General features: G+C 42.1%; 9 protein-coding genes. 2 read left to right on the top strand and 7 right to left on the bottom strand.

What is annotated here, in order from left to right:
* Nucleotides 1–182: 182 nt before the first annotated feature.
* Together H8B21_RS02845 and H8B21_RS02850 are read right to left on the bottom strand one after the other, a co-directional pair.
* A complete protein-coding gene (locus H8B21_RS02845) occupies nt 183–3,050 on the bottom strand; it encodes a glycoside hydrolase family 2 protein (RefSeq protein WP_190312260.1) in 2,868 nt (955 codons plus the stop codon).
* 103 nt (nt 3,051–3,153) lie between these two features.
* Complete coding sequence (locus H8B21_RS02850; protein WP_223814798.1) at nt 3,154–4,218, bottom strand: GntR family transcriptional regulator; 1,065 nt, start codon at nt 4,216–4,218, stop codon at nt 3,154–3,156.
* Between the two features lie 327 nt (nt 4,219–4,545).
* On the opposite strand from H8B21_RS02850, the gene H8B21_RS02855 reads away from it, so the two are divergent.
* Nucleotides 4,546–8,289, top strand: a complete 3,744-nt coding sequence (locus tag H8B21_RS02855; RefSeq protein ID WP_190312261.1) for a hybrid sensor histidine kinase/response regulator transcription factor — start codon at nt 4,546–4,548, stop codon at nt 8,287–8,289.
* Nucleotides 8,290–8,338: 49 nt separating this feature from the next.
* On the top strand, nt 8,339–9,778 hold the full coding sequence (locus tag H8B21_RS02860; RefSeq protein WP_223814799.1) for a glycoside hydrolase family 28 protein: 1,440 nt from the start codon (nt 8,339–8,341) through the stop codon (nt 9,776–9,778).
* Nucleotides 9,779–9,843: 65 nt separating this feature from the next.
* On the opposite strand, the gene H8B21_RS02865 is transcribed toward H8B21_RS02860, so the two are convergent.
* The 5 genes from H8B21_RS02865 to H8B21_RS02885 all read right to left on the bottom strand — a co-directional run bounded on the left by H8B21_RS02865 (nt 9,844) and on the right by H8B21_RS02885 (nt 18,227).
* Nucleotides 9,844–11,190, bottom strand: a complete 1,347-nt coding sequence (locus H8B21_RS02865; RefSeq protein WP_190312262.1) for an FGGY-family carbohydrate kinase — start codon at nt 11,188–11,190, stop codon at nt 9,844–9,846.
* An 83-nt stretch (nt 11,191–11,273) separates the two neighbouring features.
* Nucleotides 11,274–12,548, bottom strand: a complete 1,275-nt coding sequence (locus tag H8B21_RS02870; RefSeq protein WP_190312263.1) for a TIM barrel protein — start codon at nt 12,546–12,548, stop codon at nt 11,274–11,276.
* A 22-nt stretch (nt 12,549–12,570) separates the two neighbouring features.
* A complete protein-coding gene (locus H8B21_RS02875) occupies nt 12,571–14,679 on the bottom strand; it encodes a bifunctional aldolase/short-chain dehydrogenase (protein ID WP_190312264.1) in 2,109 nt (702 codons plus the stop codon).
* A 28-nt stretch (nt 14,680–14,707) separates the two neighbouring features.
* Nucleotides 14,708–15,781: an L-rhamnose/proton symporter RhaT gene (gene rhaT / locus H8B21_RS02880; protein ID WP_190312265.1), complete on the bottom strand. Its 1,074-nt coding sequence runs from the start codon at nt 15,779–15,781 to the stop codon at nt 14,708–14,710.
* A 112-nt stretch (nt 15,782–15,893) separates the two neighbouring features.
* Complete coding sequence (locus tag H8B21_RS02885; RefSeq protein ID WP_190312266.1) at nt 15,894–18,227, bottom strand: DUF5703 domain-containing protein; 2,334 nt, start codon at nt 18,225–18,227, stop codon at nt 15,894–15,896.
* Nucleotides 18,228–18,304 lie beyond the last annotated feature (77 nt).

Consider the following 18,304-nt stretch of genomic DNA (forward strand, 5'->3'; position numbering starts at 1 on the left):
TAATAGTAAAAAGCTTATATGTCGCTTTTATAGATATATGTAAAAACTTTGTTATGGCATTTAGCAATGAAACTCGACATCATAGTTCTATAAAAAAGTTGGCCAACAATCATCGTTGACCAACCCAAGCTAACTTAACTAAACTAAAAACTAAAAGAGTATCTTCAATGCCTAAAACCGCCCTAATCGGTCAAGATATTCTCTTTAGGCATTACAAATTGTGTGTTTTCTTTTTCGCCTCGAGGTGTTCCAAAATAGAAATATAGTGTACGGGATACCGATTTATCCAATACTGTCATTTCACCTGCCGGACCGTTAACCTCCGGTCTGTTATTAATCCCCATGGCTAACTTGGTTCCAATTGCCGGAATTGCATCCAAAAAGGAAATATCGCCTTCGGGTAGCTTGGGGTAATGCTGCGGGCCAAAAATTCCATAAAAATCGAACAAACGTAAATACATATCGTCCTGCTCCGTGACCACTAGGAATTTGCCTTGTGTTGTATTAAATTGCACCCAGCTTACATCCGAGAAATATCCTTTAAATTCCGGAAATTCCCAAGGGCCGATTCCAGCCCTGGAATCATTGTACATATTTTCCCAAGTATTTAAGGTCACCCCCTGTAGTCGGTTTTTCCATACGCGATAAGGCCCATTACCCAACCACTTCGCCGTAATGATATAGTTTTCCGGAAAATTAAAACTTACCCCGGCATAAGGTCGTTTTCCATTCATCTGGTAACTGTAATCCAATTTTAGCCAGCCATCGGGTTGCATCGTCCAACGTATGTGATCCAATTGGCCGTCAAAATCAAATTCCACCACTTTGTTTTTTCCTACGGACGCCGTTGTTACACCTTTCAATGTATATTCACCATCAATCAATATCGGACCGTTTCCAAAAGCCATTTTCATGCTATAGTCGTTTGCCAGATCTACCAACAAACCAGTTTCTTTTGCAATAAATGCAGTAATACCGTTTGCTTTTAATATATAATGCGCACTATCTTCCGTAAGCTCCACTGCTGTCTCGGTCTTTATAGGCAAAATAGCCTTGGCTATAGCAGCATTATCCCGAATACGCCACGACCAAGTATATATTTCCTGCCCATGCGGATCAGTAGCTGTCAGTAGCAACGCGTCATACGATTTCCAGTTATTAGCAAGGCGCAGTTGCAGTACTCCTTTTTCGGTAGGTTTTATCATCGGAACCTCTACATCGTGTATGGTTTCCTCCATTATCCCTATCGCATCGGCATAGGGCTGTTGGTATTTGACTAACTTATACTGAAATGTACATGCAGAAAGGTCCGTATGATGATAGCGGTTTTCCACTGCGATGTTTCCATCAAAATCTTGTGGAAGTTTCTTCATCTTGATATGAACCGGAGAAAAAATCTCTTTGATGGCAAAGAAACTTCCTTCCTTTTGGCGGTAAGGTCCTAAAATACCATCTGGTGCATTTACCCGGTTTACATCAATCGCCCCGTTAAAATCCGTGCGGACAATACCTTCGTCGGCAAAATTCCAGATAAAACCACCTCCTCCAAGCTTCGCTTCCCAATGTAATTCCCAGATGTCTGCTAATCCAGCCGCAGCGCCACCATCGTCCTGTGCATGCAGAAATTCTGTCGTCATATAAATATTCGGACCTTCCAGTATTTTTTTTGTGGAATAATAATCTTCATAATGATTTCCATCGATTCCGTTAATAGCATTTCCCGGCCGATGGTGGGCATGAATGACCGTACGTGCGGATAAATCATACTTTGCGTATTCATTGACCAATTCTTTATTATGACCGCCTTCGTTACCATTGCTCCATAGTACGATAGATGGATGGTTCACATCTCGTATGATCATCTCTTTGACGAGTTTCTTTCCCACAGGTGTTCCATAAGCTTTTTGCCATCCGGCCAGTTCGTCTAATACATAAAGTCCCAAAGAATCACAGTATTCTAAAAATGCTTTGTCGGGCGGATAGTGTGAACAGCGTACAGCGTTCATATTCATCTCCTTGATCAACTTCACGTCGTTCAAATCCAATTGTCGGTTTACAGAACGACCGGTTTCCGGCCACCACACATGGCGGTTTACGCCTTTCATTTTCACTTTCACACCGTTCACATATATTCCATCGCCTTGACGGACTTCGACTGTGCGAAACCCAAAACGTTCCGTAGTTTGATAACTTTCTTCGCGGCCATTTTCTAACGTGAATACAGCATGGTATAAGTGCGGTGTTTCTGCTGTCCATAAATTAGGCTGATTGACGTCCAACGTCACCAATTTCACCGAATCGGAAGGGGCTACCTTCATACTTTTTGTTCCGATTATCTGCCCTTCTTTATCTTTTAGGTCTACACGTAAAGTCGAATTTTCTTGAATATTCTCTAAATAAATATTGCTCTTAAACGAACCATTCGCCTTGGCATCAATGGCCGTCCAGGTAATATGTGCTTTGGGTGTTGCTTCCAAATACACCGGTCTATATATCCCGCCAAAAATCCAATAGTCAGCTAACCGCTCCGCATTGTTCACGGTATTGTCTTCCGACATTTTTGACACGGTTACGCCTAATGTATTTTTTCCTCCAAAATGAATCTTATCGGTGATATCGTATTTAAACCTATAAAAAGACCCTTGATGAATATCTCCTGCCGATTTTCCGTTAATCTCCACCTCGGTATCCGTCATGGACCCTTCAAAAACAAGGACGATCTTTTGATCTTTCCAATGTGCTGGTACGTCAAACGCATGGCGATAAATTCCTTTTTCTTCATGGAAACGAAAATTCTTGCCATAGGTCACATAGTCCCGACCATAGTTATAGGAACCAAAGCCCTGTTGTTCCCAATGGCTAGGCACAGCAATTTTCGACCACTCCCCTGCTTTTCTTCCGCCTGTTACCCAAAAATCCCAATCCACGGTATGCTCGTTATCCGTACCGGATAGATACCGTACCTCTTTTACACGCTGCGCATAACTCGATAAAGTGCTACACAACAACAGCAATGATATGATATATGTGTTTGTTTTTAGTGAAAACATAGGTTTAATTCATCCTCTTTAAAAGCAAGGCTAAGCTACTAAACAAATTAAAATTTTGCATCCTGCGGCGTCCTGTCACAGGACTAAACGTAAATAATCTTATTTACACAGACGCACGTAAGACGGTATAAAAGGGCACCTCTAAGCGGCTTTTCAAGCCATCTAAAATACTGGTCGCCGCGTACTCCCCCATTAAACGAAAATCCGTGGAAATAGTCGTGATACCATTCAATATAAATTTTTTGAGAGGTGTCTCATTATAGGAAATAACACCAATATCCTGACCGATTTCCAACCCTTTCGCATTCACCTTATCCAATAGATGAAATAAATCGTCTTCGGCCAGATTAATATAACATGTTTCTTTTTCTATCTGTTCTTCTTGCAGATTGCCGACCAAAAGATGGTCAAAAGCATATTCCTGACAAAACTTATAGAAGCCTTTAATAATGGCTTTCGGATAATCGCTATGATCAGGGAACACTAATTTAAGCAGGCTATACTTCGAGAGCGGCTCCCGAATAGATTCCAAGGCTTCGTAGATATCTTTCTCGTGATTTTCACAAACAATTGGAAACTCCCCGTCAACGCCTTCTACATCCCTTCCCAATAACAACAACTTATCAGTTGGAATAACAGACAGCACCTCTGCTGCTTTTTCCCTTCCTTCTTTAAAATAGGGGAACACCACATAGTAATCATACGTCTGGGACAGGTTTTGCAGTAGTGTACGCAGATGTGTAATATCGCTATTATATACAAAAAGATCTATAGCCGCTTCATTGCCCAATTTACTCGCAAGCGCATCGTAAACAATTTTTTTGTGGGAACTTAATTTATTTAAGAATACGGCTATCCGCAAACGGAAAGTTTGCTCTTTCGCAACGAAATAACCCTTACCGGGGGAAGATTTAATAATCTCTTCCATACGTAATTTTCGGTATCCTTTTTCCACGGTATCTCGTGCTATTTGCAGCTGATAACTTAAATCATTAATGGACGGTAGCGCATCCCCGATTTCAATGACCTTATGCTTGATAGCCTCTACAATAGCATCGGCTACCTGTATATATTTAGGCGTTGCCGAAAAATCATTGATTTTTATCATCTTAATCAATGCAGCATTTATGGTACCGCGTGCACGTGAAGAAATATATAACGTTTCCATGTTACTATAATTTAAGGTTGGTTAACAAATCCTATTATTTTATTTCCATGATATTAAGCTTGTTGTTTATATTGGACCATTTTTTACCGATACATTTTACATCTGTATAATTGCTGTTAGCTTAAAGCAACCTGGTATGGTGGTCAGCGTATTACAAAGCTATCTCAGACCGCGAACCGGAGGCAGTAAAAATTGCTCAAATTCCCTGTAAAAATGTCTCAAACAACATAAATATCTATCTGTTACAGCCAATATTGTTTTTATCAAGACAGGACGGGATGGAGTTATTAAGCTTTTTTTGTACTTTAGACCCTTATGGTAAGGGCAATGCTAACCGAAAGTCTAACGATTATCAAAACAATTGCACTTCTGCTCTTGATGAGTATGGGATTATATAGCCATGCTCAATTTTTGCAACTTAAATTCGACCATATCACCTCCGAAAACGGATTACCGCAAAGTACTATACATGGCATTGCAAAAGACAAACATGGGTTTATGTGGTTTGGAACCTGGTCAGGACTTTGTCGATATGATGGCTATAATATACGTGTTTATCGATATGATGCCCATAATCCAAGGAGCTTGATCAACAACCGCATACATAATATTTTAACGGACAGCAAAGGTGACTTATGGATATCTACGTTCGATGAACAATACCTTTGCCGTTACCATTATGAAACAGACGACTTTGAACGTCTTCCAGTAGACGATTGCCCGCCGGAGCTGATGGACAAAATAAGCCGACGCAACCATCGCCTCCAAGTTAGCTTTAGCTATCAACAAACGCGGTGGCATCTGGATAATCTTTCTACCACATTGGTGGAAACACATCTCCCCTCCGGAAAGCAGAAAACATACACAGTGGACGCGGGGAATCCCTGGTCTATCAATGACGCGTATGTCAGCGATATTTTTTTAGACGATCAACAGGTTATCTGGTTAGGAACCTATAGCAATGGCATCAATCGCAGTTATCTCGATGCTAGCCCGTTCCATTATCTTTATCATGATCCAGACCATACCAATTCCCTTATCGAAAACATTGTTCGCTCCATAACAGAGGATAAAGATGGAAACCTTTGGGTTGGTACGCGTAGTAAAGGTGTAACCCTTGTTAAAAAAAACGGGCAATATCAACATTTTCAACATGACCCGCTAAAGGTACATTCCATTCAGAACAACTATATCAAGAAAGTATTTTGTGATGCAGAAGGTTATATTTGGATTGGAAGCCAAAATGGGTTAGATCGTTACGATCCGCAACGTGGGCTCATCGAACGAATCGGAGATCCGTCTGCATTAAATACAGGGGTGTATGGTATGGCGGAAGATGCGGACGGGGATATTTGGTTAGCCACATGGAATGGTATTTCCAAGTTCAACCGTCGTAATCAAAAAATGGAGACCTTTGATCTTAGTAGTGTTCTTACCCAACAACATGTCTGGACTATCTTTATTGATGGTAAGGGGCAAATATGGGCGGGAACGGAAGGAGCAGGTATCTTCATTTTTAGGGAAAGCCATGACAATCAACTCAAGCTTCTCCGTACGTTGCACCATGGAAATCAAACGGCAACCGCTTTGAGTGATAACCGTATCTACAGTATATTTGAGGATAGTGAAAATCGTATCTGGATTGGAACAGGCAATGGATTGGATTGCTATACCCCCCAAAGCGATAGTGTGCAACAACTTTCCCAACTTGGAGACCTTTGGCCAAAAGGAACCATTGCCGGCATCACGGAAGATAATAATGGTTTTATTTGGGCCAGTCATAAGCAAGGCATCTCGCGCATCGATAAAAATACATTGGACATCCGTACATTTTCGAAACAAGACGGTCTACAAAGTAACGAATTCGCAGACGGTGCAGTTTATCGAAGCCTTCAGGAAAATAGGCTTTATTTTGGAGGTAACAAGGGTATAAACCATTTCTGTCCAGACAGTATACGCACCAATAAAACGCCTCCCAAAGTTGTTCTTACCGAACTTCGCATTCTCAACCAACCGGTAGAAGTAAACCAACAGGTTAATGGTAGGATCGTATTGGAAAGACCACTTTATCTCAGTCCATCTATAGCGCTTACCTACGAGGATAAAAGCATCAGCATTGAATTCGCGGCTTTACATTTTGTTAACCCAGCCGGTAATCAATACGCCTATATGTTAAAGGGTTTTGACAAAGATTGGATATACGTCGATGCCAATAAAAGAGTGGCCAGCTATTCTAATCTGGCTCCGGGTGACTATATATTCAAAGTAAAGGCATCTAATAGCGACGGCGTATGGGCTACGGTTCCGACGGAACTATCCATTTCTGTAGCTCCCGCCTTTTGGGCCAGTACAGGAGCCTATATTTTATATACCCTTATTTTTTTACTCCTCTTATATGCTTTTTATTATTATATCACCCGATATGCCAAACTGAAATCAAAACTCAATTATGAAGCAATCTTGCACGAAAAAGAAAGGGAACTTCACGAAAGCAAAGTACAGTTTTTTACCAATATTTCTCATGAGATAAAAACCCCACTTACGCTAATCCTTTCGCCCATACAACAATTGAAAACTTGGGGAGGACAGGATTTACAGGTACAGGAACAGCTCCAAACCATGGAAACGAACGGACAGCATCTCCTGAAAACGGTAAATCAATTATTAGATATCCGTCGTTTCGAAACCGGAAATGAGGAACTACATATCGAAAAAACAGAACTTCTCGCACTCGTCCAAAAAGTTGTTGATTCATTTTCGCAACAGGCGCGCCAAAAGAAAGTGCGTCTAAAAGTAACATCATCACAACCAGAAATATATGCGACACTAGACGCGGATAAAATAGAGAAGGTATTATACAATCTCTTATCTAACGCCCTTAAATTTACAGACGGCGGCGATATGATCAAAGTGCGTATCCTGCAAAATGATGAACATTTACGTATAGACGTTATAGACAATGGAAAAGGCATTTCTCCAGAGGATTTAGAACGTATTTTTAAACCTTTCCTCCAAGGTCGATCCACCGTTCCCGGCGGTACAGGACTCGGACTAAGCTACAGTAAGACGCTCGTCGAAATGCATGGTGGTAAGCTGACTGCAGAAAGCCGTGCCAATACGAAACGAAATAAGTTGACCATATTCCGTATATTGTTACCTATCGAGCATAATCGTATAACTGGAACAATACCAGGAGGGGAGACGTCTACACTTAATGCCTCCGCCTCTACAGTATCGGATTTCCCTTCGAAAGGCGGCGTAGATCAACTCCCGTTGCTTCCGCGCAAATGCACCTTACTTTTAGTCGAAGATAATGACCAAATGCGGAGTTATCTAGCACAATTCTTTCGTAGCGATTACGACATTCTGGAAGCTCCAAATGGTGAGCAGGGGCTAAAAATTGCGAAAACACACGTACCTGACTTGATCATCAGTGATGTCATGATGCCCAAGATCGATGGTATATCGTTTACACGCCAGGTAAAATCCGACACCTTGCTCCGGCATATTCCGGTTATTCTACTTACTGCCCGAACCTGGGTTGAATATGAGGTAGAAGGACTGGAAACGGGAGCAGACGATTATATGGTCAAGCCTTTTCACTTACCTGTCTTGGCCCTAAAAGTGCGAAACCAGCTTCTGACGCGTTTTCACATACAAGAAAAATTTAAGCAACAGGTTGCTATCGAACCGACAAAAATAGATCCTCAATCGCCGGATGAAGTACTCCTTCAAAAAGTACTTATCTATATAGAGACACATGTTCAGGATTCCGACTTGAAAATTGAGAATATTTGCCAAGCGATTGGACTCAGTAGAGCACAGCTTTATCGTAAAATGAAAGCACTGACAGGCTATAGCATGAACGATTTGATTAAAGAGATCCGCTTGAAACGTGCACAACAACTGCTGCAGGATCATAAATTTCAAATCAATGAAATTGCGTATATGGTCGGTTTCAATGATCCCGAATATTTTAGAAAGAGCTTTAAAGCAAAAATCGGATGCTCTCCTAGTGCTTATGCCAAACAACATAGACCTTCTGTTGATTCTCCGCAGGACAGCACATAACGCGTTTATACAAATAATCTTATAAATTGCCGGTTCAACTCGTTATATCATGATGATGAAACCACCTATGTATATTATTATTTTATCCTTATCTGTCTTACTGTTTACCTTTTCACCGGTTATTGCTCAAGAGCAGATAGCACCCGATTGGCATACTAAGGTGGGCGCCCAATCAAAGCCATCAGCCACAAAGGAATTCTTCGTTAATGATTATGGAGGTAAAAACGATGGAAGTACGTTAAATACTGCAGCCATCCAATCGGCTATTGATAGCTGTGCAAAAAACGGAGGAGGCATTGTGCGTTTCCAACCAGGTTCTTATTTAACAGGCTCTATATTCGTAAAAAGTAAAGTACATTTATATATAGACAGTAATGTTACTTTATTAGGAAGTCAAATTATTGATGATTATAAAGTGATTGATACACGCGTAGCAGGTATTGAGATGGAATGGCCCGCAGCATTAATTAATATACTGGATCAAGAGAATGCTGCTATTAGTGGAAAAGGACTTATTCATGCGCAAGGAAAACCATTTTGGGAACAATATTGGCGTATGAGAACAGACGAATACGAACCAAAAGGCTTGCGTTGGATCGTAGATTATGATGCTCGTCGCCCACGTACTATTCTCGTGTCCAATGCGAAGAACATAACGTTAACAGATCTGGAAATACAACAAGCGGGTTTTTGGACCGTACAGATTTTATATTCCTCTTATGTCACCGTTGATGGCTTGACTATCAACAATAACGTGGACGGACACGGACCAAGTACGGATGGTATCGATATAGATTCTTCTTCCTGGATTTTAGTTCAAAATACGGATATTGATTGCAACGACGATAATTTTTGTATCAAAGCTGGGCGGGATGCGGACGGCTTAAGGGTCAACAGACCCGCAGAATATATTGTTATTCGAAATTGTTTTGCCCGCCGAGGGGGAGGGTTGCTCACTTTGGGCAGTGAAACATCTGGTAGCATCCGCCATGTCTATGCTTCCAATATACAAGGTTCCGGCACAAAAAACTGCCTGAATATCAAGTCAGCAATAACCCGCGGCGGTACGGTAGAACATATCGTGCTAGAAAATGTCAAGATGGATAGCGTAGGGGTTGCTTTACAGGTGAACATGAACTGGAATCCGAGTTACAGCTACTCCAAACTACCGGAAGGATACAATTACGACGACATTCCTGAGCATTGGAAAAAGTTATTAGCGTCTGTTGAACCTGCCGAACGAGGTATTCCGATCTTTCGGGATATCACGATGCGTAATGTATATATCAAGGGAGCTAACAGAGCAATCAACGTAGAGGGGCTCCCCTCTTCTTGGGTGGAACGAATCACACTGCAGAACGTATCTATAGAAGCAAAAGAAGCGGGAAAAATTCGCTACAGTAAAAATTGGAGTGTGCAAGATTTTAAACTCCAGACCGAAGATAGTTCGATCATTAAAAAACAACATACAAGAAACATACCCCTATAAAAAAGCGCATAGGCCTTACGCCTATACGCCCTTATAAACACTGTATGATTCAAAAAAATTCTTAGTTATGCTCTATAATACCGTAACTCGATAATATCGCTTGGCACAGGTTGCGTGTTCCAATGTTCGTGAATCACCAATGCAGCACCGATAGCTGTTGCCTGTGCCATTGAAGCTGCGTATATTTCGATATTTCCAAATGTTCTGGCAAGCAAATTCATAAAAATACTGTTCTTACTAAATCCACCATCCACAAAAATCCGTTTGATTCTCTTTTTTGCCAGAATAAGACGGGTAGACGCCACTTGCGCTGCCACCAAGTAGATCATAAATGCATGATAAGCTTCCACATAATCGGCAAAGCTACTCAGATCTATTTGTCCGAAAGCATCTAGATTAGTCGGGATATCCTTACCCACACTCAATCTGTCGATAATCTTCCAATCAATCTCAATTTGCTTAAATCGGCCAGTCGTTACTTGAAAATGCTCCGCAATACGTTTTGTCTGCACCTCGTGCTCATATCCTGCAAACAAGCGAGACGCTTTAACCGGTGTACCGGCATAGGTCATATAAAACAGACAGTCTTTTTCCAATTGCTCTTTCGTCAACCCTTCATCATTAAACGGGTTTAATGAAATACACCACGTACCTGTAGAAATCAAAATAAAAGGTTCATGGAAATTCAGCAAATACGGAATCAAGGCCGAGGAGCTATCGTGCAATCCCACCCCTACTTTGTAAGTACTTCCCGGAAACGCTGCTGAAAACACCTCGTCTCCTTTTACAATGGGCGCCAATTTATTTTCTATACCCGTATCCTGGACCCATTGATGATACCCATTCTTTGCAAAATCCCAAAGCGCAGTATGGCACCCGATGCTCGTCATATCCGAATACACCTGTCCTGAAACCAAAAAGCTGAGATATTGCGGAAGATGTATGGCATATTTCAGATTTTCGTATATATCTGGTTTTTCTTGTTGTAAACGATAGAGCTGCAATCCCGAGTTCAAGCTTCCCAACGCCGGCGAAGCCGTAGTAAGAGAAAACTCTTCTACACCTCCATACGTATTATGCAGACGCTCCTCCAGTGCTTTTGGATAGGTCTTAAGATAGTTATATAAGGGGGTCAGTGGTCGTCCACTTTCATCTAGATACACCAAACTGGCACCGTAGGAAGTGAAGTTTATGGCTTTGATATCAAACTCGCCCAAACGGAAAACCTCGTGAAGGGAATCAAACACCGAAAGGCGCAAACTCTCCAAATTTTCACATGGATCTCCATCTTCGTCCACTGTTTCTAAAAATCTGGCTGAACGCTCAAAGACAATGTCATAATGCTCGTCAAACAAAAATAACTTTTTGTTCGTCTTCCCTACATCGAAAATAGCGACAACTGGCGTACGCATTTTGAAAATTTAAAATTGTTTAAAACTGATCCGCCTATTGACGGATCAGCAAAAAAATCAGTAAGTTATTGTTTGTAACCTGATTACAATCCCGTTGCTACGGTGTTGCTGCCGCGCTCTTCAATCAATTTCTTTCGAATATCCAATTCGTTGAACAAAGCTACAGGATTCAATGCTGCTCCCTGACGCAAACGTGCTTCGGCTACCAATGGACGCACATCTGTTCGGAAGGTATCTTGTAGAATTTCTTGTGCTCGAACAATATCATTTTGCTGTTGCGCCTCTTTTAATGCCTTGCGATCTACCAACAGCGCTTGTGCATACGCAATTTTAATGGCTTCCACAGATTGAAGTAAATCTACCAATGGATCTTTTAAGTTATGTGATGCGTCGATCATCCAACCCAAACCGGTAGCGTGATCGATGCCACGGACATCCATCCCCTCTACCAGTTCATTGAAAATCAAGAATAACTGGTAGGGTTTGATGCTGCCCGCCGTTAGGTCATCATCGGCATATTTACTATCGTTAAAATGGAAACCGCCTAGTTTGCCCTCCATCAACAACAAAGAAACAATTTGCTCAATGTTTGCATTGGGCAGGTGATGTCCTAAATCCACTAACGTATAAGCTCTGTCGCCTAATTTACTGGCCAGTAATAGCGATTGCCCCCAGTCCGCGATAGTTGTCGAATAAAAATGCGGTTCAAAAGCCTTGTATTCAACAAACATTTTCCAGTCGTCCGGCAAATGTTTATAAATCTCTTTCAAACTTTCCAACGTATTTTGGAAAGCTTCCCGAAAATTAAGCTGTCCTGGAAAGGAGGAACCATCTGCTAACCAAACAGTCAATGCTTTTGACCCTAGGGCTATACCGTGTTTGATCACCTCGATATTGTGATCGACAGCTTGCTTACGTACCTTTGGATCCACATGATGCAACGAGCCAAATTTATAACTGTGTTCTTGACCCGGCTGATCCTGAAAGGTGTTGGAATTGACGGCGTCAAAACCTAATCCGTAAGAAGCCGCAAGTGCCTTGATCTGCTCTGCATCTTGTGGAATATCCCAGGGAATATGGAGGGAAATAGCACCACTGGAACGGTTCAACGCGTGTAACAATCCAACGTCCTCGATCTTTTGCTCCAACGTACCCGGTTCGCCTTTGCCCGAAAAACGGCCAAAGCGCGTTCCGCCTGTTCCTAGCGCCCAACTGGGTATAGCAATCTGGAATTGTTGCAATTTATCCAATATCTCTTCGGCATTGGCGATGTTTTCACCGGTATAGGAGAAAGCACGTTGATGCTTCTCCACGAATTGCCGATTATGTTGTTCTATCGTTTGATTATCTAGCTTCATCTTTTAAAATTAAGTAAAAAAACTAACGTACGAATGCCATTGCTACACCGCCATCAACATTGAGCACGTTACCTGTCGATTTATTCAAGTTACCACCGACAAAAGCAAAGCACGCATTGGCAATATCATCGGGTAAGATAATTTCGTTTAATAAAGTACGTTTTGCATAGTATGCTGGTAATTCCTCAACCGTAATACCGTAAGCTTTGGCACGACCTTCCGCCCATCCACCGGCCCAGATATTGCTATCCGAGATAACCGCGTCCGGATTCACCACATTCACGCGAATCTTCGCTGCTCCCAGTTCTGCTGCATTTAAACGGCTAAGATGAAGCTGTGCAGCTTTTGCACTACCATACCCAGCGTTGTTCGGTCCGCTTACCAAGGCATTCTTACTAACGATATTCACAATATCCCCACCAACATTTTGGGCTTTTAATACTCTTGTAGCGCCTTGTGTCACTAAAAATTGACCTTTCACTAATACATCGTATAGCAAATTCCAGTCTTTCTGTGTATGATCTTCGATGGATTTAGAAATAGACAAGCCGGCATTATTTACAACGATGTCCACGCCACCAAAAGCTAAAGCGGCTTCTTTTAATGCCGCCTCTATTTGTTCTTGATTAGTGACATCCAACACAGCTGTAGCTACTGCATCCTTCCCAAAAAGATCAATAAATTCTTGCTTAGCTCCTTCAAGTCGTTCTGCATTCAAATCGTTCAATAGGACGACAGCACCTTCATTCGCGAATTTTTTCGCAATCGCTTTACCAATGCCGCCTGCGCTCCCGGTAACCAATGCAATTTTACCCGATAATGCTTTTGGTTTTGGCATACGCTGAAGCTTCGCCTCTTCTAATAACCAATACTCGATATTAAAGGCTTCTTGTCTAGGCAAGGACGTATATTCACTGACAGCCTCCGAGCCCTTCATCACGTTGATCGCGTTGATGTAGAATTCAGCTGCTACCCGTGCGGTTTGCTTATCTTTCGCAAAAGCGAACATCCCCACGCCTGGATACAGAATAATAACCGGATTTCTATCGCGAATAGCTGGGCTATTAGTATGTTTACAGGTTTCGTAATATTCGGTGTACATCGCTCTGTAATCTTCAAACAGCGGTTCTAACTGTGCCTTTATTGCTTCCACGTCACTTAAGTCTGCATCTTTATGCAAGTTAAGGATGAGCGGTTGGATTTTTGTCCGCAAGAAGTGGTCTGGACAACTGGTACCTAATGGAGCTAAACGCTCTAAATCGTTGGAGTTAATATATTCCAACACTTTCTCATCATCGGTAAAATGTCCGATCATATGGCGCTCGCTGGAACAGAACCCTCTTAAAACAGGCGCTAGTTGTGCCGCTTGCTCTCTACGCGCATCTGCCGATAAGCTTTCTATTTTTTGACCGCCGAATACAGGTCTATTTTTACCGTAGTTCTGCGCTAAGTATTCCGCACAGGTTTCTATAACGTCCAGCGAATTCACATAACTCTCATAAGCCGTATCGCCCCAAGTAAACAGCCCGTGCGAGCCCAGCATAATACCGCGAATACCCGGGTTTTCTTCCAGACAAGCTCGCAATTGCAAGCCTAGATCAAAGCCTGGTTTCTGCCATTCTACCCAGCCAATCGTACCATTGAAAAGTTCTTGCGTAATCTTTTTTCCATCTTTTGCTGCCGCAATCGCAATCGCTGCATCGGGATGCAAGTGATCGATATGTTTGAACGGAAGAAAACCGTGCAAAGGAGTATCAATAGATGGTGCTTTCGAGTTTAGATCAAAGATACAATGGTTGAACAGCTCCACCATTTCATCTTCATGTTCGATACCGCGGTACACGTTTTCCAGATTACGCAAACGCTCCACATATAATGCTGCCAATCCGGATTTTTTTAGTGTACCAATATCTCCACCGGAGCCTTTAATCCACATTACTTCCACCTCTTCACCCGTCAACGGGTCTTTATCAATTGTTTTACACGATGTATTTCCACCGCCATAATTTGTAATTCGCAAATCTGACCCCAATAAGTTGGAGCGATACAACAATAAAGCAACTTCATCACCTTCTAATGATTTTGCTTTTTGTTCATCCCATAGATAGTTTACATGTTTGTATTCTTTCACGGCTATATAAATTTTGATGTTATTTTTATTATTCTAATGTTTTTGCTAATCCGACAATACAAATGGAGAGGATAATCGTCACGATCCCTGCTATAATAGAGGTGTAGGTTGATTTATTTACACCTTTCCATTCTTTTAAGATGACGCCCCAAGCATTGGCTATCAAGATGATAAATGCCATGTGCAATATCCAGGAACTTGCCCCATTTCCAAGACGACTTTCCCCCATACCATAGAAGAAAAATTGCAGATACCAGGTTGTTCCGGCTAATGCGCACAATAAAAGATTCTTTCGCAGTGGGGCGGTTTTATTCGTATAATCTGAAAATGTTTTATTTTTCGTCAATAGGTAGAGACACCAGATAACATTGGTCGTAAAACCTCCCCATAGGATAACGACATAGCTCACGTTATTTTGGTAAAGAAATTCTCCCTGATTAGGGTTTGCTGCCTTCCAAATCTGATTGGCAACATCTGCCATCGGTTTCCCAGCTTCGATACCAAAGTTAAAACAAGCACTCAATACACCCGAGACGATAGCTACGACAATACCTACCCCAAAATTATAATCTGATTTTGCCTCAGCGGAAAGGGTAGCTAAGCTTCTTTCTTTTAGGAAACCAGCTCGACCACAGAGATATATCCCAACGATACAGACCACAAGACCCACCATCACGCAAATCCCCGCATTTGTTGTAAAGAAATAATCAATACCATGCTTTCCCGGTGATTGATTGAAAAAATAATAAATAGCAGGCATCAACGAACCAAATACCATACTCAAACCCAACATGACACTGCTCCCCAACGAAACACCGAGATAGCGGACACCGAGTCCATAAGTTAAGCCACCAATTCCCCAAAGCAGCCCAAACAGGTAAGTATAGCCAAGTGTTGAGGTTCCTGCTTCACGGATAATATCTCCAAAATTCGGGATGGTCAACCAAGCCGCTAATGGAGGTACGATAATCCAGGAAAACAGTCCGCCCAGAATCCACATGGATTCCCATGACCAGCCTTTTACTTTTTTATAGGGGACATAGAAACTCCCCGACGCAAATCCACCAATAAAGTGAAATAAAACACCTGCTAATGCATTCATAAATTATGTATTATAAATAGTATAGATCATCTGTAACAATTTTCTAAGGTAAAGGGAATATTATAGAAAACTGTTATGTTCTGTCATGTACGGATGATTTACGCACGATATCTCATTTCTCCGTCAACATGTTGACAACATCTTTTGCTCGCTCCTTTGGGAACACCTGTAAATCGATAAGCTTGCCCTTACGTAATTTACCTTCTACCGTTGTTTGTTGAGGCGCGTGGAGTTTGAAATCCACATCCCATTCTGCTGGCCATGCCGGAAAAAGATAAAGTTTATCGTCGACGGCTTGCAACAACATTTCTTGCAGACCAATCATACCCGATCCTCCCCAGTTATGATCCGGTACCCAATCGAAACCCGGCCCCCAAAAGGTGGGAAATCGCCGATCCGCATTTTTTAATTTAAGCGTCGTAAACTTCTTAGCCTCCTCCGTCAGCCCTAAGCGTGCGGCAAAGATGTTATCTTGTTTCCAACCCACATGGCTTCTGAATTTTAAAACGTCGGGATCATGATGAAAGGTATTCAGTGCTATGTCTATATCCGGTTTTCCAACGCCATATATTCCCCAGGGATACACCCCGTATAGCTGCGGGGCTTCCGTATTGTTAATGCGCGACCACAATGCTGCAGGCGCCAGCATCTTTTTTCCATCTAATTCCCGAGTAGGTAACGGGGGAATTTTTTTCTGAAATTCTTCTAAATAGGTGCGCAGGCTATCATTTACTTCAGTTGATGACAACGATAACATCCGGCGTGTCACTTCCTGTAACGCCACCACGGTAGTGGAAGCGTTGTATGCCATTTTATACGTTTCGGCAGAAGAACCGGGATAAAACACCAAATGACCATTTTGGTCTAACATCTTACTCCCTAATTGCTTAGCTCGATATTGATAATGCTCGTCAAAGAAACGCAAACAACTTTCAATGAAAGGGATATAGGGACGCACGTCTGCATCGTGATAATTTGCCGTTTCCAACATCATCATACAAAACTCCAATACCGTATCCCATTGATATTCCAACCAAGCGTTGTATTCCAGCCCTTTATCGTAATCCTTTGGTCGCTTCCAATTATATTCTGCTGGATTGGGTAATCCAAAGTTTTCTATCTGCTCGGTAAAACTGGCGCCATGATGTCCCCAATATACCTTAGACCGCCATTCCGCATTGCGCTGTATACGTTGATAGAACTTAAATTGCGCAGGCATCATATCGAAGTCGCCATTTTTTAACATCGGCCAATACACCAGACGCTGATTCTGTGCCGTATGTGTTCCTCCTCCCCAATTGCGGAAATCGGGCGTAAAGTTCATCGTGCTGTCAATCGAAGATGGGTCGTACGTGAAAAGCCCGCCATTAAATTTAGTCGGATATTCACCATAGGCATTCGCTGCCAGCATAAAGCGGAACAGTTGGTAATTACGTCCGATCTGCCAGCTTTCATTATCCTCATTAGGCTTCGTAGGCTGTATGCGAATATAGCTTCTTTCCCAGAAAGCGCGCCACCAGTCCAAGTTTCTATTCTTGATTTTTGCCCGAGATTCCTGTGTATTGTATAGATCTTGTACTTGCTGCCGCCATTTCTCTGGCGAAACTGGTCCTGCAACATGCAACAACACCTGCAAATCGTGTTTAATCGCCGGTTTCTTACTTTTCAGCACCCAGGCCTTGTAATCGGTGTCCATGTATTTGCCGAAGCGTTCTTCTGTAAAATGAAAATCCTTACCTTGCAACACACCTCCCGACACTAAATCCAACAACGGATTGTACAGGGAATCCTTAACCGCTTCCATACCTTGTTGCCGCACAACAATGTCAAACACGGTAGTATCGGTATTTTGATGAAAAAAGACAACTTTATTATCGCTGGTGTAAAAACTATCACGCTTTGTTACCACCTCATGTGGTGGCGCCCATTTCCAGGAGTTTGCGTTATTTTCCCGCTTCTTAGGATAAAGCTCCTTATAGCGCCAGTTTTCATAAGATGCTTCTACCGCAATCTTTTTATTTGCTTGCACGTCTACATAGACATTTGGACGCTCTACGTCTACCCATAAGGACACGTCCGTTTTTACACCGTTACCTTCTCCCGAAATAACTACCTGTCCCTTGTCAACCTGCAGTTGTTGTTTGAACACTTTACCTTCAAATGGGTTCGGAAAAAGTTTTAGCCGTACCCGACCGAGCTTCAATAGGGTATTGTTTTCATCGAACGCACCCGATTTGCCTAAATAAAAAAGAATATCTCCGTTTTCTACCCATACATTCAGACCGATATCGCCTCCACCCAACGGCATGGACTCCCCAGAGTGTTTGCTCGGTTTATCCCAGGTGATATAATAGTCCTCCCAATTAAATTCCTGTGCAAGGAGCTTATTGCTAAGCTGCACATAGCCGATCAATAATACGATAGCAGTATAGGTTAATCTATTCATCCTTATTTCATTTTTCGTATCTGTTCGCTCTATTTATTACACATCACGAATTGTACTATCCCTAATTAACAGCTCAT

This window comes from Sphingobacterium chuzhouense (genome assembly GCF_014692525.1).
Lineage (GTDB): Bacteria > Bacteroidota > Bacteroidia > Sphingobacteriales > Sphingobacteriaceae > Sphingobacterium > Sphingobacterium chuzhouense.

Bases quoted from the DNA above. Each gene is read 5' to 3' on its own strand.
- H8B21_RS02845 (WP_190312260.1), bottom strand. From the start codon at position 3,050: ATGTTTTCACTAAAAACAAACACATATATCATATCATTGCTGTTGTTG.
- H8B21_RS02850 (WP_223814798.1), bottom strand. From the start codon at position 4,218: ATGGAAACGTTATATATTTCTTCACGTGCACGCGGTACCATAAATGCT.
- H8B21_RS02855 (WP_190312261.1), top strand. From the start codon at position 4,546: ATGCTAACCGAAAGTCTAACGATTATCAAAACAATTGCACTTCTGCTC.
- H8B21_RS02860 (WP_223814799.1), top strand. From the start codon at position 8,339: ATGATGATGAAACCACCTATGTATATTATTATTTTATCCTTATCTGTC.
- H8B21_RS02865 (WP_190312262.1), bottom strand. From the start codon at position 11,190: ATGCGTACGCCAGTTGTCGCTATTTTCGATGTAGGGAAGACGAACAAA.
- H8B21_RS02870 (WP_190312263.1), bottom strand. From the start codon at position 12,548: ATGAAGCTAGATAATCAAACGATAGAACAACATAATCGGCAATTCGTG.
- rhaT (WP_190312265.1), bottom strand. From the start codon at position 15,781: ATGAATGCATTAGCAGGTGTTTTATTTCACTTTATTGGTGGATTTGCG.
- H8B21_RS02885 (WP_190312266.1), bottom strand. From the start codon at position 18,227: ATGAATAGATTAACCTATACTGCTATCGTATTATTGATCGGCTATGTG.